At 73.3% G+C, this 22,637-nt stretch carries 15 protein-coding genes; 9 read left to right on the top strand and 6 right to left on the bottom strand.

What is annotated here, in order from left to right; all coding sequences use genetic code 11:
- Nucleotides 1-65 precede the first annotated feature (65 nt).
- Nucleotides 66-959, top strand: coding sequence for a GDSL-type esterase/lipase family protein (locus ACFZAM_RS12345; RefSeq protein ID WP_391045160.1), 894 nt, complete (start codon nt 66-68; stop codon nt 957-959).
- A 24-nt stretch (nt 960-983) separates the two neighbouring features.
- On the opposite strand, the gene ACFZAM_RS12350 is transcribed toward ACFZAM_RS12345, so the two are convergent.
- A complete protein-coding gene (locus tag ACFZAM_RS12350; protein ID WP_391045162.1) occupies nt 984-2,837 on the bottom strand; it encodes a CocE/NonD family hydrolase C-terminal non-catalytic domain-containing protein in 1,854 nt (617 codons plus the stop codon).
- A gap of 328 nt (nt 2,838-3,165) precedes the next feature.
- On the opposite strand from ACFZAM_RS12350, the gene purB reads away from it, so the two are divergent.
- The 3 genes from purB (at nt 3,166) to ACFZAM_RS12365 (ending at nt 6,556) form a co-directional block, all read left to right on the top strand.
- Nucleotides 3,166-4,599, top strand: coding sequence for an adenylosuccinate lyase (gene purB, locus ACFZAM_RS12355; RefSeq protein WP_391045164.1), 1,434 nt, complete (start codon nt 3,166-3,168; stop codon nt 4,597-4,599).
- A 37-nt stretch (nt 4,600-4,636) separates the two neighbouring features.
- Nucleotides 4,637-5,185 carry a G/U mismatch-specific DNA glycosylase gene (gene mug / locus ACFZAM_RS12360; protein WP_391045167.1) on the top strand — a complete coding sequence of 183 codons (549 nt, stop codon included), beginning with the start codon at nt 4,637-4,639 and terminating at the stop codon, nt 5,183-5,185.
- Nucleotides 5,186-5,398: 213 nt separating this feature from the next.
- Nucleotides 5,399-6,556 (top strand): ROK family protein, encoded by a 1,158-nt coding sequence (locus ACFZAM_RS12365; RefSeq protein WP_355341235.1) that lies wholly within the window; start codon nt 5,399-5,401, stop codon nt 6,554-6,556.
- Between the two features lie 108 nt (nt 6,557-6,664).
- Here the strand turns inward: ACFZAM_RS12365 and ACFZAM_RS12370 are convergent, their stop codons facing one another.
- Nucleotides 6,665-7,426 (bottom strand): GntR family transcriptional regulator, encoded by a 762-nt coding sequence (locus ACFZAM_RS12370; RefSeq protein WP_355341238.1) that lies wholly within the window; start codon nt 7,424-7,426, stop codon nt 6,665-6,667.
- 391 nt (nt 7,427-7,817) lie between these two features.
- Between ACFZAM_RS12370 and ACFZAM_RS12375 the strand changes: the two genes are divergently transcribed.
- Nucleotides 7,818-9,278: a solute carrier family 23 protein gene (locus ACFZAM_RS12375; protein WP_391045172.1), complete on the top strand. Its 1,461-nt coding sequence runs from the start codon at nt 7,818-7,820 to the stop codon at nt 9,276-9,278.
- A gap of 222 nt (nt 9,279-9,500) precedes the next feature.
- Here the strand turns inward: ACFZAM_RS12375 and ACFZAM_RS12380 are convergent, their stop codons facing one another.
- Nucleotides 9,501-10,529, bottom strand: coding sequence for an EamA family transporter (locus tag ACFZAM_RS12380; protein WP_391045174.1), 1,029 nt, complete (start codon nt 10,527-10,529; stop codon nt 9,501-9,503).
- Nucleotides 10,530-10,575: 46 nt separating this feature from the next.
- Between ACFZAM_RS12380 and ACFZAM_RS12385 the strand changes: the two genes are divergently transcribed.
- Nucleotides 10,576-12,135, top strand: a complete 1,560-nt coding sequence (locus ACFZAM_RS12385) for an aminotransferase class I/II-fold pyridoxal phosphate-dependent enzyme (RefSeq protein WP_391045177.1) — start codon at nt 10,576-10,578, stop codon at nt 12,133-12,135.
- Nucleotides 12,136-12,158: 23 nt separating this feature from the next.
- Here the strand turns inward: ACFZAM_RS12385 and ACFZAM_RS12390 are convergent, their stop codons facing one another.
- Nucleotides 12,159-15,149, bottom strand: coding sequence for a tetratricopeptide repeat protein (locus ACFZAM_RS12390; RefSeq protein ID WP_391045180.1), 2,991 nt, complete (start codon nt 15,147-15,149; stop codon nt 12,159-12,161).
- A gap of 49 nt (nt 15,150-15,198) precedes the next feature.
- The gene (locus ACFZAM_RS12395; protein WP_391045183.1) at nt 15,199-17,022 is read right to left on the bottom strand and encodes an HSP90 family protein; all 1,824 of its coding nucleotides are present in this window, start codon (nt 17,020-17,022) and stop codon (nt 15,199-15,201) included.
- A gap of 255 nt (nt 17,023-17,277) precedes the next feature.
- On the opposite strand from ACFZAM_RS12395, the gene ACFZAM_RS12400 reads away from it, so the two are divergent.
- On the top strand, nt 17,278-18,684 hold the full coding sequence (locus ACFZAM_RS12400; protein ID WP_391045187.1) for a GNAT family N-acetyltransferase: 1,407 nt from the start codon (nt 17,278-17,280) through the stop codon (nt 18,682-18,684).
- Between the two features lie 283 nt (nt 18,685-18,967).
- Here the strand turns inward: ACFZAM_RS12400 and ACFZAM_RS12405 are convergent, their stop codons facing one another.
- Nucleotides 18,968-20,161, bottom strand: coding sequence for a PLP-dependent transferase (locus ACFZAM_RS12405; RefSeq protein WP_391045190.1), 1,194 nt, complete (start codon nt 20,159-20,161; stop codon nt 18,968-18,970).
- A gap of 60 nt (nt 20,162-20,221) precedes the next feature.
- Here ACFZAM_RS12405 and ACFZAM_RS12410 point away from each other — a divergent pair, with 60 nt between their 5' ends.
- A complete protein-coding gene (locus ACFZAM_RS12410) occupies nt 20,222-20,698 on the top strand; it encodes an Lrp/AsnC family transcriptional regulator (RefSeq protein WP_355341262.1) in 477 nt (158 codons plus the stop codon).
- A gap of 155 nt (nt 20,699-20,853) precedes the next feature.
- Nucleotides 20,854-22,542 carry a DUF885 family protein gene (locus ACFZAM_RS12415; protein ID WP_391045192.1) on the top strand — a complete coding sequence of 563 codons (1,689 nt, stop codon included), beginning with the start codon at nt 20,854-20,856 and terminating at the stop codon, nt 22,540-22,542.
- Nucleotides 22,543-22,637 lie beyond the last annotated feature (95 nt).

Consider the following 22,637-nt stretch of genomic DNA (forward strand, 5'->3'; position numbering starts at 1 on the left):
GACCGGTAACGGGTCCCGACCTCGTTGCCGGTGCTCCTGAGCGGTCGCATAGGATCTCCGGCGCCATGCAGAATGACGCACAGACAGACACACAGGCGGGCGCGCGGACGCCGGCCGCGTACAGCAGCTTCGTCGCGGTCGGCGACTCCTTCACCGAGGGCATGTCCGACCTGCTGCCCGACGGGTCCTACCGGGGCTGGGCGGACCTGCTCGCCGCCCGCCTCGCCGCCGCTTCCCGCACCGCCACCGGTGGCGGGGACGGAACCGCGACCGCGACCGCTCAGCAGCCGGAGCCGGGGGACGGTCCGGGCTTCCGGTACGCGAATCTCGCAGTGCGCGGCAAGCTGATCCGGCAGATCTCCGAGGACCAGGTCGACGTGGCCGCCGCGATGGGCGCCGACCTGATCACCCTGGTCGGCGGCCTCAACGACGTGCTGCGGCCCAAGTGCGACGTGATGGAGGTCTGCGCGGTCCTGGAAAGCTGTGTCGAACGGCTCGCGCCGGCCTGCGGCCAGCTCGTCCTGATGCGCAGCCCCGCCCGGCGCGGGCCGGTCGCCGCCCGCTTCCTGCCCCGGATGGAACAGCTCTTCGCCTTCATCGACGACCTCGCGGCCCGCCACGGCGCCCTGGTCGTCGACCTCTACGGCGCCGAGGTCCTGGGCGACCAGCGCATGTGGGCCGACGACCGGCTCCACCTCACGGCGGACGGCCACCGGCGCGTCGCCGAGGCCGTCTGGCAGACCCTCGGCCATCCCGCCGAGTCCGACTGGACGGTCGGTCTCCCCCCGGCGGTCCGCCCCGGCTGGACCGCCCGCCGCACGGCCGACCTGCGCTTCACCCGGCGGCACCTCGTCCCGTGGATCGGCCGCCGCCTCACCGGCCGCTCCTCCGGCGACGGCCGCCCCGCCAAGCGCCCCGACCTGCTGCCGTGGGCGGCCGGTCCGTCGTACGACGACTGATCCGCCGTACGACGGGGTCGCCCGTCAGCCCAGCGGCAGGTCCAGGTGGGACTCCTCTCCCGGCGGGGAGCTGACGGTGGTCGTGCTGCCCTCGACGTCGGCGTCGGAGTACAGCTTGTCCTTGCTGTTGACGACCAGGGCCAGCCGGTGGCCGACGGGCACGTCGTAGGCGGCGGCCTGGAGCTGCCAGGTGACGGTGGTGTCCTGGCCGGGCACGAGGTCGGACAGGGTGTACGGCTCGTGCGTGACGATCCGCGCCGTCCGGTCCTCGGCGATGTCGAAGAGGTACGCGACCAGGGTCGTGGACGCGGCGGAGCTGCGCACGGTCAGCCGGACCTCGGGGATGCCGCGAATCCGGCGCGCCACGTGCCGGTCCGCGCCCGCGGGGAGCGGATCGGTGGCCCACAGCGCCAGGTGCTGCCGGTCGAACTTCTCCGTCTCGTAGGTCTTCGGATTGCCGTTCCACTCGGCGTTGCCGGTCGCCACGATCCCGTCCACCGCCGTGGCCTCGGTCAGGTGCCCGGCGATGAACCCGCGCGACCAGCCGGGCGCGGGCTCCTCGGTCAGTGACCCGTCCCGGCGCCCGGCCCCGGTGTTGGCCAGATACCAGCGTTCGGTGGAGACGGTGACGTCGCCCCAGGTCTGCCGGGGTTCGCGCCGCGCCGGGGTGACGACGGTGTCGTCTCCGGTGCCGGTGCCCGGCCGGGTCTCGTAGGTGAACATGATCTGGTTGTTGACCTGGGGCCAGTCGGGCACGTCGTTCGCCTCGCCCCGCAGGTGGTGGTCGAGCCAGGCGTACGCCTCGGCCATCGCGAGGTTGGGGCCGGTCGGCCCGGCCAGCGGTCCGGTCAGTCCGGGACCCTCCGGCACCGCGTGGTCACCGATCCACATGTTCAGCCGCTTGGGGACGGTGAGGCGGTTGAAGGTGGCCAGCACCTGGTTGACCGGGAACAGGCCCTCGTGCCAGGTGTTGGAGATGAAGGTCGGCACACCGCGGTCGTTGGTGGCGTCGGTGTACGCCTCCGGTGCGCGCTCCGTGCCCCACGCCACGACCGCGTCCATGTTCTGATTCGCGTGGAAGTCCGCCAGGATCTGCTGGGTGGCCTCGTCGAATTTGCGCTCCACGGGTCCGCCGGTCAGGGCGAGCAGGACGGCCACGGCCTGGAGGTGCCGGGTGTCGTGGTGGTAGAGGCTGGTGGCCAGATTGCCCCAGGTGCTCAGCGCCACGACCGCGTCCACCCGGTCGTCGTTCGCCGCGACGAGCTGGCTGATCCCGGACCCGTAGGACTCGCCCAGGAATCCGATCCTGCTCGGCGCGAAGTGCTCCTGCGCGTAGTCGATCACCGAGGACCCGTCGGCCCAGTCGTTGGGTCCGCCGACGTCGATGAAGCCGCCCGAGGTGAACGGGCCGTCCACGTACCCGTGGCCGGGGATGTTCACGGTCAGGCCGATCCCGCGCGGGGTGTACGCCAGCACGTGGTAGCCCTTGAGGGCCAGGGTCAGGTGCGCGTACTCGAACAGCGGCCAGCCGACCGGGGTCCAGCCCGCGGGGAGGATGACCAGCGGGCGCGGTTCCGCGGAGTTGAGCCTGATGGTGTGTGCCGCCAGCCGGGTCCCGTCCTGGGCCCGGATCCACGGGAAGCCGACGGTGGCGACCCGCAGCACGTCGTCGGTGAGCCGGCGCAGGTCGCGCGGCAGCAGGTTCTGGGTGGTGTTGCCCTGCAACGCGGCGACCAGCGCCTCGCCCAGGTTGGCCGCGTCGGGATTGACGCTCGCGCCCGTGCCCCAGATGCCGTTGTCGGCGACCTGGGTCAGTTGGGCGGTGGTGACCGCGCGGACCTCGTCCTGCGGAGGTCCGTCCCCTGATGACGTGCTCATGAGCGTGTTCCTTCCGTCTCGGTCCCGGACAGCCGGGTGACCGGGTAGCAGAACATGTGGCAGAAATCGTGCGAATCGCCACACCTCGATCGTGGGACCTCGCCGATCACCGGGGACAGGGCGCGAACCGACGCGCGGAAGCGTCCGGGCGGCCGCGTACGCCCGGCGCAGACCTACGACAGACCCGGGTCGACTCGGCAGTGGTACGGCGCCGGGGGCACCTGCCGCGCGCGGCGGTCACGGCCCCGTTCCCGGACCGCTGACCAGGGCTCCGGCGCGTGTGACCGGCGGAATCCGGCCGCCCGGATACCCGGTAAACTCTCCGCACGTGACTGCTAAGCCGCGCATCCCCAATGTCCTCGCCGGCCGCTACGCCTCGGCGGAGCTGGCCACCTTGTGGTCTCCCGAGCAGAAGGTGGTGCTGGAGCGCAGGCTGTGGCTGGCCGTGCTGCGGGCGCAGAAGGACCTGGGGATCGAGGTGCCGGAGCAGGCCATCGCGGATTACGAGCGGGTGGTCGAGCGGGTCGACCTCGGCTCGATCGCGGAGCGCGAGAAGGTCACCCGGCACGATGTGAAGGCGCGCATCGAGGAGTTCAACGCGCTGGCCGGGCATGAGCAGGTCCACAAGGGCATGACGTCACGGGACCTGACGGAGAATGTGGAGCAGCTTCAGATCCGGCTGTCGCTGGAGCACGTCAGGGACCGTACGGTCGCGGTGCTCGCGCGGCTGGGGCAGCTCGCGGGTGAGTACGCGGAGCTGGTGATGGCGGGCCGCTCGCACAATGTGGCGGCGCAGGCGACGACGTTGGGCAAGCGCTTCGCGACGACCGCGGACGAACTGCTGGTGGCCTTCGAGCGGGTCGAGGACCTGATCGGCCGCTATGCGCTGCGCGGCATCAAGGGTCCGGTCGGCACCGCGCAGGACATGCTGGACCTGCTGGGCGGCGACAGCGCGAAGCTGGCGGATCTGGAGCAGCGGATCGCCGACCACCTCGGCTTCTCGCGGGCCTTCACCTCGGTCGGCCAGGTGTACCCGCGGTCGCTGGACTACGACGCGGTGACGGCGCTGGTGCAGCTCGCCGCCGGTCCCTCGTCGCTGGCCAAGACGATCCGGCTGATGGCCGGGCACGAGCTGGTCACCGAGGGCTTCAAGCCGGGCCAGGTCGGCTCGTCGGCGATGCCGCACAAGATGAACACCCGTTCCTGCGAACGCGTCAACGGCCTGATGGTGATCCTGCGCGGTTACGCGTCGATGACCGGCGAGCTGGCGGGCGACCAGTGGAACGAGGGCGATGTGTCGTGCTCGGTGGTGCGCCGGGTCGCGCTGCCCGACGCCTTCTTCGCCTTCGACGGGCTGCTGGAGACGTTCCTGACGGTGCTGGACGAATTCGGTGCCTTCCCGGCCGTCGTCGCCCGCGAACTGGACCGCTACCTGCCGTTCCTGGCCACCACGAAGGTGCTGATGGGCGCGGTGCGCGCGGGCGTCGGCCGCGAGGTCGCGCACGAGGCGATCAAGGAGAACGCGGTGGCGTCCGCGCTGGCCATGCGCGAGCAGGGCACCGAGCGCAACGAACTGCTCGACCGGCTCGCCGCCGACGCGCGGATCCCGCTGGACCGGGCGGGTCTCGACGCGCTGATGGCCGACCGGCTGTCGTTCACGGGCGCGGCGGCCGGACAGGTCGCCGAGGTCGTCCGGCGGATCGAGGACGTCACCAAGGCGCACCCGCGGGCCGCCGCGTACCGCCCCGGCGCGATCCTCTGACCACCGGGACGAGCAGGACGAGCAGGCGGCAGCCCGTATGACTCCGGAACAGCTCACGGCGGCCCGCGACCGCACCCTGGACGATGTCATCGGGGGCGGTCTGCGGGTGCTGTTCTGCGGGATCAATCCGGGGCTGATGTCCGCGCATCTCGGGCAGCACTTCGCCCGGCCGGGCAACCGCTTCTGGCCCGCGCTGCACGCCTCCGGTTTCACCCCGCGCCGGTTCGCCCCGGCCGAGCAGGAGGACATGCTCGCGCTCGGCCTCGGGATCACCAACGTGGCCGGGCGGGCGACCGCGCGGGCCGACGAGCTGACGGCGCGGGAGCTGGTCGAGGGCGGGAAGCAGCTGACCGTGAAGGTCGAGGAGTACCGGCCCGGCTGGCTCGCCGTACTGGGCGTCACCGCCTACCGGGTGGCCTTCGCGGACAAGCACGCCCAGGTCGGCCCGCAGGAGCGGACGATCGGCACGACCCGGATCTGGGCGCTGCCGAGCCCCAGCGGCCTCAACGCGCACTGGTCGCCGGCCGCTCTCGCGGAGGAGTTCGCCCGGCTGCGCGTCGCCGCGGGTCACGAGCCGAAGCCGTAGCCCCCCGCCCTGCCGTTCCGCCTGGGCCGGCGGGACGGCCGCGCGCGGCACCGGCACTCCACCCGTCCCGCGCACCGTCCCCGTAGGACGTTTGGCGTCCCGTCAGCGCTTACGGGACGCCACGCGTCTTGGCGGGTACGGGCGACCACTCGCCGCGACGGCCCGCGCCCGGTACGATCCGCCACACACAGGTACAGGCTGGGAGGACATACGTTGGGGCGGCTCACCGGCGGGGACCCATCCCTGCTCCGGCGGATCAATTCCGCGGTCGTCCTCCATGCGCTGCGCGGGGCGCAGGCCCCGACGCTGACCGAGCTGGTGCACAGCACGGGACTGTCGCGGCCCACCGTCGAGGGCGTCATCGAGGGCCTGGCCGAGTCGGACCTGGTGGTCGAGGTGGCCCCCGAGGGCGCCGACGCGCGCAAACAGGGCCGTCCCGCCCGCAGGTTCCGTTTCCACGCCGAGGCCGGGCATCTGCTGGGCATCGAGATCGGCGCGCACCAGGTACGGGTGGTGCTGTCGGACCTCAGCGGCCAGGTGCTGGGCTCGCACGGCCGCGAGGTCGACGAGGCCGCGTCCGCCGACGACCGGCTGGAGCGGGTCCGCGGCACGGTCGCCGAGCTGCTGCGCAAGGCCGGGGTGGCCCGCAGCACCCTGTGGGCGGTCGGCGTGGGCAGCCCCGGCATCGTGGAGGCGCACGGCGAGGTCCGGCTGAGCACGGCGCTGCCCGGCTGGACGGGGCTGCCGCTGGGCGAGCGGTTGCAGCGCTCCTTCCGCTGTCCGGTGCTGGTGGAGAACGACGCGAATGTCGCGGCGGTCGCCGAGCACTGGAAGGGTGTCGCGGTCGACACCGACGACGTGGTCTTCGTCCTGGCCGGGCTGAGCCCCGGCGCGGGTTCGCTGATCGGCGGGCGGCTGCACCGCGGCTTCGGCGGCGCGGCGGGCGAGATCGGCGCCCTGCACCTGCTGGGCCGCGAGGTCACGCCCGAGCACCTGCTGTCGACCACCGGCACCCCGCTGCACCCGCTCGACGAACCTGCGGTCGCGCGGGTCTTCGCGCTGGCGAAGAAGGGCGACGTACAGGCCAAGGACGCCGTCGAGCGCTTCCTTCGCCGCCTGGTGCACGACGTCGCCGCGCTGGTGCTGGCGATCGACCCGGAGCTGGTGGTCGTCGGCGGCTGGGCGGCGGGCCTCGACGGGGTCCTGGAGCCGCTCCGTTCCGAGCTGGCGCGCTACTGTCTGCGGCCCCCGAAGGTGACGCTGTCCGCGCTCGGGCAGGAGGCCATCGCGACCGGCGCCCTGCGGCTGGCCCTGGACCATGTCGAGGAGCAGCTCTTCGCGGTGGAGCAGACGTCACTGGCGCGGCACTGACGTATCAGTACCGCGCCATGGTGACGTCGGGTCGGCGTACGGCCGCCGGGCTCGGCGCCTCCGGTCGTCTCGACCGGTGGGCGCTCGCCGCCGGGGCAGCCGCCCGGTTCAGGAAGCCTGGCGGCTGTCGTCCTGGTGGTGGGTGACCTCAAGAGCACCCGAGTCGCCGAAGGTCAGCCGGCAGGTGTCGGCGCGGTACGTGGCCACCGACGCGGCGGCGACCCGGCCCTCGGAGAAGTAGCGGGTGGTGACGACCAGGACGGGCGCGCCGGGCAGCCGGTCGAGCTGCTTGGCGTCCTGGGCGCTGGCCGAGCCCAGCTCGACGGAGCGGTCTTCGCCCTCCAGCTCCAGCGTGTGCAACTCGCGCAGGACGGCGGGGCCGTGGTTGGCGGGCGTGAGCATCGTCGACAGCTCGGGCACCGAGGCCGGGGGCACGTACAGCAGCTCGGTCGCGACGTGCTGGCCGCGCATCACGCGCTCGCGGCGGATGGTGTGCACCGCCTCGTCGCCGCCGGTGCCGAGGAGCGCGGCGATCGGGCCGGGCGCGGCGGCCTCGACGCAGCCCACCGTGTTCCAGGAGTCACGGCCGGAGCCGGGCCACGCCTCGGCGACCGGTCCCACGGACACGCCCATCCGCGGCGGTGCCACGGTGGTGCCGACCCCCCTGCGCCGCTGGAGGCGCCCTTCGAGTTCCAACTGTTCGAGCGCCTGCCGGAGCGTCGCGCGCGCGACACCGAAGCGGGCGGCCAGGTCCCGCTCGTTCGGCAGGATCTCACCGACCTCGAACTCCGAGTCGAGGGCGTCGTTCAGCACGGTCTTCAGGTGCCAGTACTTCGGCTCCTGCACCGATTCGAGCTGCGTGGTCCCCACCCTGTCCTCGCAATCACCGGGTCCGCGACGGGCTCTGGCTTGTCGGCCACACCCTCGGCTTGTTCAGCCTTGTTTCCGAACCACTATTTATTAAAGGTCCTTGCACTACTACGTCTCGAAGATAGAGCCGCCTCGTGAACTTGGTCAAGACCAATCCTCGAACGCGACGGCCTGCTATGGGGCGGGCGCGCGAGACGTTCATGAGTTGTTGACGGTGTGCTGAGACGCCGTTCGTGATGTCCGTGGGAAACGACGCGGGTGTTGACCTGGGCATGACTGAAACCCGACGGTGATACGGGGTAACGCCACGGAAACCCGCCGCGGCCGACCGGGGAGCACAATCCGTGTGCCCCGCCCTCGTTCCACCGTTTGTTGAATCCAGAGGAGCACCATGTCAGGACCCGTCGTGGACGCGGAGAAGCCGTCGTCCGGACCACCACCCGCGGCCAGTCCGCTGGACCGCTACTTCCGGATATCGGAGCGCGGATCCACGCCCGGCCGGGAGATACGCGGCGGTCTCGCCACCTTCTTCACGATGGCGTACATCCTCGTGCTCAACCCGATCATCCTGGGCAGCGCCACGGACAAGTTCGGGCACCACCTCTCGGTCGCCCAACTCACCACCGCCACCGCGCTGGTGGCGGCCGTGATGACCGCGATCATGGGCGTCGGCGGCAACCTCCCGCTGGCGATCGCGGCCGGTCTCGGCCTGAACGCCGTGGTGGCCTTCCAGCTCGCGCCCAAGATGAGCTGGCCCGACGCGATGGGCCTGGTCGTCCTGGAGGGCCTGCTGATCTGCGTGCTCGTCGCGACCGGCCTGCGCGAGGCGATCATGAACGCGATCCCGCAGCCGATCAAACAGGCGATCAGCGTGGGCATCGGCCTGTTCATCGCCTTCATCGGCTTCGTGGACGCCGGATTCGCCAGCCGTATCCCCGACGCGGCGAAGACGACGGTCCCGGTGCAGCTCGGCGCGACCGGGACGCTCACCGGCTGGCCGGTGCTGGTCTTCTGCCTCGGTGTGCTGCTGACGGTCGCGCTGGTCGCGCGGCGGATCAAGGGCGCGATCCTGATCAGCATCGTGGTCATGACGATCGTGGCGATCGTCGTCAACAAGATCGCCGACCTGCCCGACTCGGCGTGGGGCCTGACCGTGCCCAAGGTGCCGCACCATGTGACGTCCACGCCCGACTTCGGGCTGATCGGTCACTTCAGCCTCTTCGGCGGCTTCCGCGAGGCGGGCATCGTCACGGCCGCGCTCTTCGTCTTCACCCTCGTGCTGTCGGACTTCTTCGACGCGATGGGCACGATCGTCGGCATCTCCAACGAGGCCGGTCTGCTGGACGAGCAGGGCCGGGTGCCGAACATCGGCCGCGTGCTGTTCATCGACGGCGCCGCCGCCGTCGCGGGCGGCGCGGCCTCCGCCTCCTCCAACACCGCCTACGTGGAATCCGCCGCGGGTGTCGGCGAGGGCGCCCGTACGGGTCTGGCCAGCGTCGTCACCGGCGCGCTCTTCGTGGTGGCGCTCTTCCTGACCCCGCTCGCCGGCGTCGTCCCGTCCCAGGCCGCCGCCCCCGCCCTGGTCGCGGTCGGCTTCCTGCTCATGGCGCAGGTCCGCACCATCGACTGGACGCAGTACGACATCGGCATCCCGGCCTTCCTCACCATCGCCGTGATGCCCTTCACCTACAGCATCACCAACGGGATCGGCGCGGGCTTCCTGTCCTTCGTCGTGATCAAGATCGTGCTGGGCAAGGCGCGCGAGGTGCATCCGCTGGTGTGGGGTGTGTCGGTGTGCTTCCTGGCGTACTTCGCGATCGATCCGCTCCAGCAGGTGCTCGGCGCCAAGTAAGCACTCACGGAGGTCTGGTGACGCGCCGCACGGTCCCTCGGCGCCGCCGAGGGACCGTGCGGGAGGCGCCGCGCGCGGCGGCACCGGGCGGACGACGCCCCGACCGGGACGGGGGCGCCCGGTCGGGGCTGCTGGCCGGACCGGTGTCGCGCACCGGCCCGTACTGTCACAACTCGCCCACCCCAGCGGGAGTTCCCGGCCGCGCGGAATTTTGCCATCCGGCTATGGGGCGTCCGCCGCCGGAACGGTCCGCCGATCGCGGTCGGGTACGTGCTCGGGAAGCCGGTGCTCGGGAAGCGGGTTCGCGGGAAGGGGCTTCGCGAGAGGCCGGTTCGCGAGAGGGCGGTTCGCGGAAGGTTCCTTCGCGAGCGGCCGTCGGCGGGACCGCAGCGCTCCCGAGCCGACGGCGACACCGACCGCGACCAGGACGCTGCCCGCGAGTTGACCCGCCCCGAAGGTGCCGACCGCCACCAAGGGCGCGGTCACCGCGGCGGACACCGGGATCAGCCCGGAGAAGAGGGTGGCGCGCTCGGTGCCGATCCGCTGCACGCCCGCGTACCAGCACAGGAATCCGATCACGGTGGCCACCAGCGACTGCCAGCCGAGCGCCAGCGCCTCGGATCCGGTGGGTACGCGCACCGCCGCCCGGCCCTCGGTCACCAGCCCCAGCGTCCCCGCCTCCACGGCGGCCAGCGCGCACACGCACGCCGACAGCAGCGGCGGCCCCAGCGGCTTCACCAACGGCGCCGCCAGCAGAGCGAATCCGCACTCCCCCACCAACGCCATCACCGACCAGAACAGCCCCACGCCGTCCGTGCCGCCCCAGCCCTGCACCACGAAGGCGCCGGACGCCACGAGCACGGCCCCCGCGGCGACCGTCCGCGTCGGCCGCCGCCCCGCCCCGAGCGGTACGAGCACCGCGACCACGACCGGGGCGCACCCGACCAGCACGCCCGGCACCGCCGGTTCCGCGGTGCGCTCGGCCGCGAGGATCGCGAGGTTGAAGCCGACCATGCCGATCGCCGCCACGCCCGCCGCCAGCGCCCACTGGCGTACGGTCAGCGCCCGCAGTCTCCGCACGGCGCCTTTGCGCGCGGGCCACAGGAGCAGCAGACAGGCCGAGCCGTAACGCAGCGCCTGGCCGCCCGCGTGCGGATAGTCCACGAGCGCGCCGCCCGCGGTGAAGGACGCGCCGACCAGGACACAGGCGACAGTGGCGAAGAGGAAGCCGGCGCGTGGGGATGAGTTCATACGACGACGGTATGGAGACAAGCGGTCCGGTTTAAGGTCCATTCCCATGGGAGTTAAGAGGACCAATTCGGATGGTGCCGGTGCGGACCCGGAGGGGGCGGGCGGCACGCCGACCGCGGCGGCCGGGTCGGACGTACCCCGGACGGCGGTCCCGGCGGGCCCGCCGGACGGCGGGCCGCACGGCGCCCAGCCCGAGGGGTGGACCGCCGCGTGGGAGCTGTTGCTGCCCTCCGCGGGGGCGTCGCCGCGGGGTCGGGGGCGGGCGCTCCAGGCGGCGCTGCGGGACGCCGTGCGCTCGGGGCGGCTCGCGCCCGGCACGCAACTGCCCGCCAGCCGCGAACTGGCCGCCGACCTCGGCGTGTCGAGGGGCCTGGTCACCGACGCGTACGCGCAGCTCACGGCCGAGGGGTATCTCAGCGGGCGGCAGGGCTCCGGCACGTGGGTGACGGGCGCGGGCGCCGTACCCGTACCGGCCGCGACGGCCATGCCCGCCGTGGACGACCGGGGCGGTCCCGCGGACCTCAGGCCGGGTCTGCCGGACCTCTCCCTGTTCCCGAGGGCCGCGTGGTCGGCCGCCCACCGGCGGGTGATCGCCCGGCTCCCGCACCGCGCCTTCGGCTACCCGGATCCGCGCGGCCTGCCCGAACTGCGCGAGGCGCTCGCTGAGTTGCTGGCCAGGCGGCGCGGGGTGGCCGCGGACCCCGACCAGGTGATGGTCTGCTCCGGCGTGGCCCAGGCGCACACCCTGCTCGGCTTCGTCCTGCGCGGGCGCGGCGAGCGCGCGACGGCCGTCGAGGACCCGGGCAGCCCCGAGCAGAGCGGGCTGCTCGGCGCGACGGGGCTGACGGCGGTGCCGGTGCCCGTCGACGAGGAGGGCCTGTCGGTGACGGCGCTGGCCGCCGCCGGAGTACGGTCCGCCATCGTCACGCCCTGCCACCAGTTCCCGACCGGGGTCGCGTACTCGGCGCGGCGGCGCGCCCAACTCACCGACTGGGCCCGTACGGTCGACGGTCTCGTCATCGAGGACGACTACGACGGCGACTTCCGCTACGACCGCGCGCCGGTCGGCGCCCTCCAGGGCCTGGCGCCCGGCCATGTCGCCTACACCGGCTCGGTGAGCAAGACCCTCGCCCCTGGGCTGCGGCTCGGCTGGCTCGTCGCGCCGCCGGACATCATCGCCGACGCCGCCGCGCGCAAGCGCACGATGGACCTCGGCAACCCGGTCACCGAGCAGGCCGTCCTGGCCGACTTCCTCACCTCCGGGCAGTACGACCGCCACCTCCGCCGCTGCCAGCGCCTCTACCGCCGCCGCCGCGACACGCTCACCACCGCGCTCGCCGCGTACTTCCCCGGCGCCACGACCAGCGGCATCGCCGCCGGTCTGCACGCCATCGTCACCCTCCCACCGCGCTGCGGACCCCCGTCCCGTCTGCTGTCCGCCGCGACCGCCGCCGGAATCACCCTCCGCCCCCTGTCCGACTACGAGCACGCGCCGACGCGGGTGCCCGGCGTCCGGTTGGTCATCGGGTACGCGCACCTGTCCCCGGAGTCGATCACTCGCGCGGTCGAGCTGCTGGCCAGGGCGGAGTCGGCCGCACCGCGCTGAGACGAGCGGTCCTGAGCCCGGCCTCAGCTCTCGTCGTCCGCCCGGTCGGCGCTGGTGTAGTCGAGGATCGAGGCGGCCTCGGCGCGGCGGGCGTCGGCCGTGGGGTCCTGGGCGTCGGCGTATTCGGCGGTGACGGTACGGGCGCGGGTGGCGGCGGCGGCGGGGCGGGCGAGGTCGGCTTCCAGCCAGGCGGCCATGAGGGTGGCGGCGGTGCGGTCGTCGCGGGCGGTGGCGCCCAGCGGGGTGAGGGTGGCGATGGCGAGGTCGGCCAGTGCCAGGGCCTCCTCGTGGACGGCGTCCGTGTCGCCCGGACCGTCGTCGGAGCCGACGGTGCCGTCCGCCGCGCGTAGGACGATCTCGGCGGTCTGGCGGTAGGTGTCGGCGAGGTCCACGCGCAGGTGGGCGGTGGCCGTCCCGTCGTCGGGGTCGGCGGCTTCGAGTGCCTGACGCACGGTGTCGGCGGCGGCGGTCATGAGGGAGCGGGCCACGGTGATGCCGCCGCGGCCTTCACCGACTTCGATCCAGGCGCGGGCGCGCAGGGTGCGGATCAGGGCGTGCGGGTCGCCCACGGCGCGCCAGAGGTCCTCGGCGCGGGCGTAGGCGCGTACGGCCTCGTCGTGCAGACCGGCGCGGTTGAGCGCGTCGGCGGCGAGATTGGCGAGCATGGCGTGGTCGCAGGGGTCGTCCCAGCCCTCGGCGATCCGGGCGGCGCGCAGGAACTGCCCGGCGGCCTCGCGGGCCTCGCCGAGGTCGAGTTGGCACTCGGCGAGCCACCAGCGGGCCTGGACGATCTGGGCCTCGTTGCCGCCGCGTTCCAGGTCGGGAAGCACGGACTCCAGGACGCAGGCGCCCTCCTCGGCCCGGCCGAGCCGCCGCAGCGCGCCGCCGAACAGCAGCCGGCCGGTGGCGCCCATGTCGTCGCCGTGGCCGGCTTCGTCGGCCCAGGTCGCGGCCTCCAGCGCCTCGGCCGCGGCCTGTTCGTCGTCGCCGAGCGCGGCGCGCGCCTGGGCGATGAGCAGGTGCAGATGGGCGCGGTGCGGCGGTTCGAGTACGTCGGCGCCGTGGTCGAGCGCGGCGCGCGCGCAGTCGGCCGCGGTCTCGGGGTCACCGCCGCGCAGTGTCAGGTCGGCGAGGGCCGCCTCGGGCTCGGCCGCGTACCAGGGCTGTTCCGCCGCGTGGTGCAACTCGGCTCCTCGGGTGAGGAGTCGGACGGCCCGCTCGCCGTCGCCGCGGCCCGCGGCGAGCCGTCCGAGCATGACGGTGGCGTCCGCGAGTCGTCCGGTCATCCCCGGCTCGGCCTGGTGCTCGTCGCTGAACTCGGCCACGTCGGCGGCCTGTTGGGCGGCCTCCGCGAGCGCGGCCCGCCGGGCCTCGTCGTCGCCTCCCGCCGCGGCGGCCAGCAGGACGCGGCAGCGCAGCAGACCCGCGCCGCTGACCTGGCGGGCGGTGGCCCGCTCCCCGCCGTGCAGGTCGCGCAGCACCGCGCACTGCTCCTCGACCGCCCGCAGCGCCTCGTCCGCCTCGCCGGTGAGCGCGAGCGCGTAGGCGGCGCGGGCCCGGCTCGCCGCGGCCTCCCCCGGCTCCCGCGCGTCCTCGAACTGCCGCGCGGCGCGCAGGAACAGCTCGCGGGACCGTACGGGTTCGCCGATCGCGGCCATCGCGGCGTTGTCGGTGATCTCCGCGCGCGCCGCGGCGTCCACTTCGGCGCCGGTCCGTTCCACGGCGGCGGCCACGTCCGCCCACGCCTGGTGGGCCCGCGGGTCGCCGCCGCCGCTGAGCCGCCGCGCCTCGGCGACCATGTCCGGCAGGTCGTCGGCGGCGGGTTCTGCCGGTACGGAGTCGGCCCGCGGCGGGGGAAGGGCCGGTCCCTCCTCCGTGCCAGCCGCCTCGCCGAGCCGCGCCGCCCGAATTCCCAACGGCAGCCGCTCCAGCAGGGGTTGGCGCGCCATCCGCTCCCGTACGGCCTCGGAGACGGCCCGTGTGCCGTTGCGGGCGTCGAAGCTGTGCGCCAACTCCAGGGCGCGGGTGCGGGCATGGGTGTGCAGGTCGGCGGCGGTCCAGTCACGTCCCGCCGGTCCCGGCACCGGTCGGTCGGCGTGGCCGAGCGCGGTGAGCCGTGCGGTGAGCAGCGCGGTGACGGCGTGGTGGTCCATGAGGCTGTCGGGGTCGCCCGCGGCGGTGAAGTGCGCGGGGTGTGCGGCCAGGATCTCCAGGCCGCGCGCCTCGTTGCCGGTGAGCGCGCAGAATTCGATGTGCTGGGCGACGGCGGACCGCATGCTCTCCATCGACCGGACCATCCGGTAGCCGCGCAGGTGGTTGGCGCGGGCCAGGTCGGCGCTGCCGGTCCTGAGCAGCGGCAGCAGCGAGGAGGCCAGCACCCCGTGCGGCTCGTGCGCACACGTCAACTCGCCCGCCAGCACCGGCTGCCAGCTCTCCAGCGCCCGCCGGTCGTCGCCGAGGCGCACCCGCCAGCCGCCCTGGGCGTGCAGTTCGCAGGCGTGGCAGTCGCTCATCACGTCGCGGTCGGCGGCCAGCCACGCGGCGAAGGCGGCCTCGGCGCGCGGCAGGTCGCCGATGTGCCGGGCGATCCTGAACTGGCCCTGCCGTACGGCGCGTTCGGAGTATCCGGCGAGCCGGTAGCGGTGTTCCATCTCGGCCTGCCATTTCTCGATGGCGGCCAGCGGGATGTGCGGCTGGTCGAGCATGCCGCTGGAGACCCACTTGAAGTACCAGTGCAGGCTCTTGGCGCTGAACTCGTCGAAGTCGCCCGGCTGTTCGTCCCACATCCGCAGCGCCTTCGCGAAGGGCACGAATCTCTTGTCGGACTCGGAGCTGTAGTTGTACGCGGTGAGCAGATTGAACAGCGCCTCGATGATCAGCGGCCGGTCACCGGTGCGGTCGGCCTCCTCGGCGATGCGCTCGGCGCGGGCGTTGCGGGCCGCGCCCTCCGGCTCCGCCGCGTTCTCCTGGATGGCCCGGTGCAGATCCGCCGCGGTCGTGGGCTCGCCGGTCATCGTGGGCTCCCTGGGACGCCGCGCCGGGGCCCGGTCGGACACGTCGTCCTCATCGGCCCTCCTCCTGCCCGGCCGGGTGGTCGGTGGCCCACTGGAGCAGGTCGAGGAAGGCCCGGTTGAGCAGCGCGGTGTCGGCGGGCCGCAACGGCCGCTGCGCCATCAACAGCGCCTGCCCGTAGAGCGCTTCGACGGAGCTGGCCACCAGGTCGCGGGCGCCGAGCGCGCCGATCCTGCGCACCAGCGGGTTGAGGTGGTTCAGGACCAGCCGGGCCCTGGGCGCGGTGCCGCGCAGCGATCCGAGGATGCCCGCCCACAGGTCGTCGGCCTGTTCCTCTTCCTCCTCGCGGGCGCGCTCGTGCCGGGCCGACCGGTCGTCGAGGTGCAGCGCGGGGACGGTCAGCGGGTGGAACGTGCGCAGGACGACGTCGCACCCCAGCGGGTCGAGTGCGGCGCGGGCGACGGCGAGGAAGCCGGACAGGGCCAGTTCCTCGGCCGGGTCGACCGTGTCGAGGTGGGCGGTGACGGTGTCGGCGTCCAGTTCCGCGACCGGGGTGCCCGGCCGTACCCGCGGGAGCATCCCGACCAGGTCGGCGTCGTACGTGTAACCGCCGTTGACCACGCCCATGCCCTGGGCGGCGGCGATGGCGGCGACCTGGCGGAATTCCTCGACGGTGCGGGTGAAGTGCACGGTCGGGTGGCGGCGGGCGAATTCGTCGAGCGACTGCTGCCCGTCGGTGGTCTCGAACGGCAGCCAGGGCAGCATCACCCGCAGCAGGTCGGGGTCGTGCCGGGCGAGCGTCTTCACGCCGAGGTGGTGCACGGACAGGAAGTGTCCGAGGCGTTCCGGCTCGCCCGCGGCCAGCGTCGTCAGCCACTCCTTGATCCGCTCGCCCAGCGCGTCGCGGACGGCGGCGAGCGTCTCGTCGGCGTAGAGGTGTTCGCGGGACGCGGTCGGCCGCAGGCTGTCGGTGTCGATGACGCAGCGGACGAAGAAGGCCCAGTCCGGGAGGAGTTCGTCGGCGCGGTCGGTGAGCAGCATGCCCTTGAGGTGCACGCGGTGGCCCGCGCGCTGGGCCGGGCTGACGGCGGAGGGCAGGACGTACGCGATGCCGCGCACTCCGGCGACCGGCACGTCGAGGTCGATGGCGTCCAGCGGCAGGAAGCCGAACTGCTCCTGGCAGTGCCTGGCCAACTCCACCCGGCGGGCCCCGGCGCTGGCGTGGCGGCGCTCCCAGACCGGCGGCCGGTCGGTGACGGGCGTGTCGTCCACCCGGATGTCGTACGGCAGCAGCGAGCCGAAGTCGCGGGTGACGGCGGTGACCCGCTCGGGTGTGAACCAGTCGGCGGCGCCGGGCCGCGCGGTGAGGTGCACGGTGGTGCCGGGTTCGGTCCTGGCGTCGTCCGGCAGCGTGCGTACGGTGTACGAGCCGTCGTCGCGCGCGGACCATTCGACCGGCGGCGCGTCCGGGGTGCGGGCGGAGCGGCTGACCACGCGGATGGTGTCGGCGACGACGAAGCAGGCCAGCAGGCCGATGCCGAACTGGCCGAGGAATTCGGTGCGGGCGGAGGCGATGCCGTTCTCCAGCGCGTCGCGCTTGGAGCTGCGTCCGATGGTGGCCAGCAGATTGTGCACGTCGGCCTCGGTGAGGCCGATCCCGGTGTCCTCGACGCGCAGCGCGCCGGGTTCGGTGTGCAGCAGGACGCGGGCGGGCGCGTCCTGGTCCTGCGCGCGGCGGGCGGTGATCGCGTCGACGCCGTTCTGCAGAAGTTCCCGCAGGTAGACCTTCGGGCTGGAGTAGAGGTGGTGGGAGAGGAGATCCACCAGGCCACGCAGATCGACCTGGAAGGTGTGCGGTGTCTGTTCTGCAGTCATCGTCGCTGCGCCGGTGGGGGTAGCTGCTTCGGCGCGGGTAGGGCGGCTCGGGTGGTCCGCGGCGGGGTGAAGTCGGGCCATCGTAGGCGGCGCGGGGGCTCGTTGACCATGGGGCCATGGATGCCGCACTCCGGCGCGAGAGGGGCGCATTCGGCAAAAACGTTGAAAACGTAAGTTAACCGAAAAGATCCGTCCTTTACCGGCCGGTCACGGAACGTTCGTGATCACGCAACACATCTTAGGCATGGTAGACGTATGTCTCAGTCGACTCCTGCCCATCCCGGATCCCGTCAGCCTCACTGGCGCCGCGAATTCGTCGAAGTGGCCGCGCTGTTCACGGCGATGGCCACCGCCGACCTGATCGCCGAGACGGTGGGGCACGGACCCGACGGCCGGGTGCTGCTGGTCATGTCGGCGGCGGCGCTGCTCGCGGTGGCGGGCTTCCACACCTGGTGGGCACGCGGGCGCGGCCACGCGCCACCGGCCGCCGCGCCGCGGACGGGCGAGGACGGACGCGCCGACGCATCCGCCGACGAGGCAGGCGCCGAGCGCGCGGGCGGCCGTACCGACGGCGAGACGACGCTGTGGCGGCTGCGGACGACCGTGCGCGACGCCCCCGGCAGCCTGGGCGCGGTGTGCACGGCGCTCGCGGGCAGCCGCGTCGACATCGTCACCCTTCAGACGCACCCGCTGGCCGACGGCACGGTGGACGAGTTCCTGCTGCGGGCCCCTGCGGCGCTGCCCGCCACGGCGCTCGCCCGGACCGTCACCGCCGCGGGCGGCACCGACACATGGACGGAGCGGGCGGACGCCCACGACCTGGTGGACACCCCGACCCGCATGCTCACCCTGGCCACCCGTACGGCGCTCGACGCGGCGGAACTGCCGCTCGCGCTGCGGCAGTTGTTCGGCCGTTGCACCATCCGCTCGACGCCCGCGCCCGCCGACGCCCCCGCTCACGCCGAGGACGCGCTCGACGGCACCGTGATGCGGCTGCGCGACCCGTCGGGCGGCACGATCACCGTCCAGCGCGACCATCTCCCCTTCACGCCCACCGAGTTCGCCAGGGCGCGGGCCCTGCTGGAACTCGACGCGCGGCTCGGCGCGCGCCTCGGGGCCAGGACGCCCGACGCCAGGGACGTCCTGACGCTCCCCGAGGGCAACGAGATCACGATCCGCCGCGCCGGGCCCGAGGACCGCGAAGCCGCCCTGGCGATGCACGAGCGCTGCTCCCCCGGCACTCTCGCCCTGCGCTACCACGGCCCCGTGGGCGACGCCGACCGCTACCTCGCCCACCTGCTCAGCCCCCGCTTCGGCCAGTCCCTCGCCGTCGAGACCGCCTCCGGCCGTCTGGTCGCCCTCGGCCATCTTCTCTGGGACGGCGACGAGAACGAGGTCGCCCTCCTCGTCGAGGACGGCTGGCAGCGGCGCGGCATCGGTGCGGCCATGCTGCGCAAGCTGGTCGCCATGACCGCCGAGGCCGGGCGTGACAGCGTTTACGCTGTCACGCAGTCGACCAACACCGGCATGGTCGCCGCCATGCGCGAGCTTGCGCTGCCGCTCGACTACCAGGTCGAGGACGGCACCCTCGTCATCACCGCCACCCTGGCGTCTGCCGACGCCCCTTCCCCCCTCCCCCGCACCACCCAGGACCGCACCTGACGCTTCGGGTCACGCCCCCCAGGGGCGCGGGAAGGGCGCGCTGCCGTCGCGCAGGGCCTGCTCTTCAGGGGCGCGGGAGAGGTGCGCTGCCGTCGCGCAGGGCCTGATTTCCAGGGGCGCGGGGAACTGCGCGGCCCGCCCCCACCGGGCTGTCAGCCCGAAAACACACAGCAACTGCCCCACTGGGGCCGGTTCTCAGACGTGCCACCGCGCGAGCTGAGCGCGCAGTTCCCCGCGCCCCTCAAACGATCGGCCTACCCTCCTGCGTCAGCGGAGACCGCGGTCAGACGTCGATGCGACGTACGCCGGGTGCGGCCGAGGTAGTGGAGGACGCGAGCGCGAGCGTCAGGTCGAACCAGAGGTCGTCGACGTCTTCGAGGCCGACCGAAAGGCGGAGGAGCCGTTCGCTGACGCCGGAGCGGGAGCGATCGGCCTCGGGGACGATGCGGTGGCTGATGGAGGCGGGGTGCTGGATGAGGGTGTCGACGCTGCCGAGGCTGACGGCCGGGGTGATGAGCCGGACGGCGCCGATGACGGCGTGGGGGTCGCCGATGACTTCGAAGGCGATCATGGCGCCGCCGATCCGCGGGTAGTGGACGGCGCCCACGCGGGGATCGGCGGTGAGGCGCCGGGCCAGTTCCGCGGCGGTCGCGGAGGCCGCCCGCATGCGTACCGGAAGGGTGGAGAGCCCGCGCAGCAGGAGGTAGCCGGCGAGCGGGTGCAGGACGCCTCCGGTGGCGAACCGCACCTTGCGCAGGCGCCGCGCGAAATCCTCGTCGCAGGCCACGGCGCCGCCGAGCACGTCGCCGTGGCCGCCCAGGTACTTGGTCGCGCTGTGCAGCACGATCCGGGCGCCGGATTCGGCGGGCCGCTGGAGTACGGGCGTGGCGAAGGTGTTGTCGACCAGCAGCGGCACGGTGCCGCAGGAGTGGGCGACGGCCCGCAGGTCGACCTCCGCGAGCGTCGGGTTGGCGGGCGTCTCGACGATGACGAGACCGGTGTCGGGCCGCATCGCGTCCGCGATGCCCGCCGGGTCGGTCCAGGTCACCTCGGTACCGAGAAGTCCGGCCGTCAGCAGGTGGTCGCTGCATCCGTACAGCGGCCGGACGGCGACGACATGGCGCAGCCCGTCGGCGGCGCGCGCCAGCAGGCAGGCGGTCAGCGCGGCCATCCCGCTGGCGAAGGCCACCGCGGCCTCGGTGCCCTCCAGCCGGGCCAGCGCGGTCTCGAAGCGGGCGGTGGTGGGATTGTCCAGCCGGGCGTAGACGGGCGGGCCTTCGAGCTGTTCACCGGTGGCGGCGAAGGCGTCGATCCGCCGGGCCTCGGCGCGGCTGTCGTACGACGGGTAGGTGGTGGACAGGTCGAGCGGCACGGCGTGCACGCCGAGGGCCGCGAGGTCTTCGCGCCCGGCGTGCACGGCCTCGGTGGCCAGGGTCAGGCGGGGCCGGGACGGTGTCGTTGCTGCTGTCGTCTCCATGTGCTCCAGGCTGAACGCTCACCGGGCGTCGTGGGAGAACGCCCGTGCTACGTTCGCCCGATGTCTGATTCCGTCGCGCTGGATCCGGTGGATCTGGAGATTCTCCGGCTGCTGCAGAACGATGCCCGGACCACGTACCGCGACCTCGCGGCGGCCGTCGGTGTGGCGCCGTCGACCTGCCTCGACCGGGTGGCCCGGCTGCGGCGCGGCGGCGTGATCCTCGGGCACGAGCTGCGGCTGGACCCGGCGAAGCTGGGCCGCGGTCTGGAGGCGCTTCTTCTGGTGCAGGTACGGCCGCACCGCAGGGAGCTGATCACACCGTTCGTGGACCGCGTCCGCGCGCTGCCGGAGTCCCGCGCCCTGTTCCACCTCACCGGGCCCGACGACTATCTGGTGCATGTCGCGGTGACCGGTGCCACCGATCTCCAGCGGCTGGTGATCGACGAGTTCACCTCACGGCGGGAGGTCGCGCGGGTCGAGACGCGGCTGATCTTCCAGCAGTGGGCGTGCGGCCCGCTGCTGCCGCCCACGCCGTGACCCGGACGGTCCGATCCGTACGGGCCCGGCGGGGCTGTTCCGCGGGGCGCGAGGGCCGGGGAACACGCCCCCAGCTGCGGCGTACGCCCCAGGCGTAAGGCACCACGCACACAATGGTGGTGACGCGAGGGCCGGTCTCGTACCAGGATGGCGCCATGTCCAATATCACCAGCAGCCCTCTGCCCCGCCAGGTCGCCGACACCTACGTCGACGATCTCCTCGCTCTCGACCCGGTCCTCGGCACCTACCTCGGCGCCCCCGGCAGCGCCCGCCGCCTGCCGGACTTCTCACCGGCCGGCGCCGACGCGCTGGCCGCGCTGGCCCGTGCCACGCTGGACCGGTTGACCGAGGCGGAGGCGCGGCCCGGTGGCGAGAGCGACGCCGAGCGGCGGTGCGCGCGGCTGCTGCGCGAGCGGCTGAGCGCGGAACTCGCCGTGCACGCGGCCGACGAGCACCTGCGCGCGGTGAGCAACCTCAGCTCCCCCGCGCACAGCGTCCGGGACGCGTTCACCCTCATGCCGACCGACTCCGCGGCGGACTACGCCGACCTCGCCGCCCGGCTGCGCGCCGTCCCGGCCGCGCTCGACAGTTACCGCGCCGCGCTCGCCGAGGGCCTGTCCCGCAAGCTGTACGCGGGCCCGCGCCAGGTGTCGACGGTCATCGGCCAGATCGGTGAGTGGATCGGCGACGACGGCGGGGAGAGCTGGTTCACCGCGCTCGTCGCCGAGGGGCCGCAGGAGCTGCGCGCCGAGCTGGACGCCGCCGCCGCCGAGACCACCGCCGCCTACGCGGCCCTGCGCGACTGGCTGCGCGACACGTACGCCCCCGCCGCCGAGGGCACGTCCGACACCGTGGGCCGCGAGCGCTACGCCCGCTGGTGCCGGCTGTGGAACGGTACGGACCTCGACCTGGACGAGGCGTACGCGTACGGCTGGTCCGAATACCACCGCATCCACGCCGAGATGGTCGCCGAGGCCGCGAAGATCCTGCCCGACAAGTCCCCCTGGGAGGTGCTGGCCCACCTGGACCAGCACGGCACCGCCATCGAGGGCGTGGACGAGGTACGCGACTGGCTCCAGGGCCTGATGGACGAGGCGATCCAGGCGCTGGACGGTACGCACTTCGAGCTGGCCGACCGGGTCAAGCGCGTCGAGTCCCGGATCGCGCCCCCCGGCGGCGCGGCGGCCCCGTACTACACCGGTCCTTCGGAGGACTTCAGCCGTCCCGGCCGTACGTGGCTGCCGACGATGGGCAAGACCCGTTTCCCGATCTTCGACCTGGTCTCCACCTGGTACCACGAGGGTGTGCCGGGCCATCACCTCCAGATCGCGCAGTGGGTGCACGTCGCCGAGAGCCTGTCCCGCTACCAGGCCACCGTCGGCATGGTCAGCGCCAACGCGGAGGGCTGGGCGCTGTACGCCGAGCGCCTCATGGACGAGCTGGGCTTCCTCACCGACCCCGAGCGGCGCCTGGGGTACCTGGACGCCCAGATGATGCGGGCCAACCGCGTCATCGTCGACATCGGCATGCACCTCGAACTGGACATCCCCGCCGACTCGCCCTTCCACCCGGGCGAGCGCTGGACGCCCGAGCTGGCCCGCGAGTTCTTCGGCCTCCACAGCGGCCGGCCCGCCGACTTCGTCGACAGCGAGCTCATCCGCTACCTCGGCATGCCCGGCCAGGCCATCGGCTACAAGCTCGGCGAGCGTGCCTGGCTCACCGGCCGCGAGACCGCTCGCGCGGCGCACGGCGACGCCTTCGACGCCAAGGCGTGGCACATGGCGGCCCTGTCGCTCGGGTCGCTGGGACTCGACGACCTGGTGGCGGAGATCTCGGCGCTCTGACCTCCGGTCGGGGCATTTCCCGGTGACGCGAGCCCCGCCTCGCCCCCCGGGGAGACCTGTGCCCCGAAGACGCGCCGGGGGAGGAACCGCGCGCT

The organism is Streptomyces sp. NPDC008079 (assembly GCF_042957385.1).
Taxonomy (GTDB): Bacteria; Actinomycetota; Actinomycetes; order Streptomycetales; family Streptomycetaceae; genus Actinacidiphila.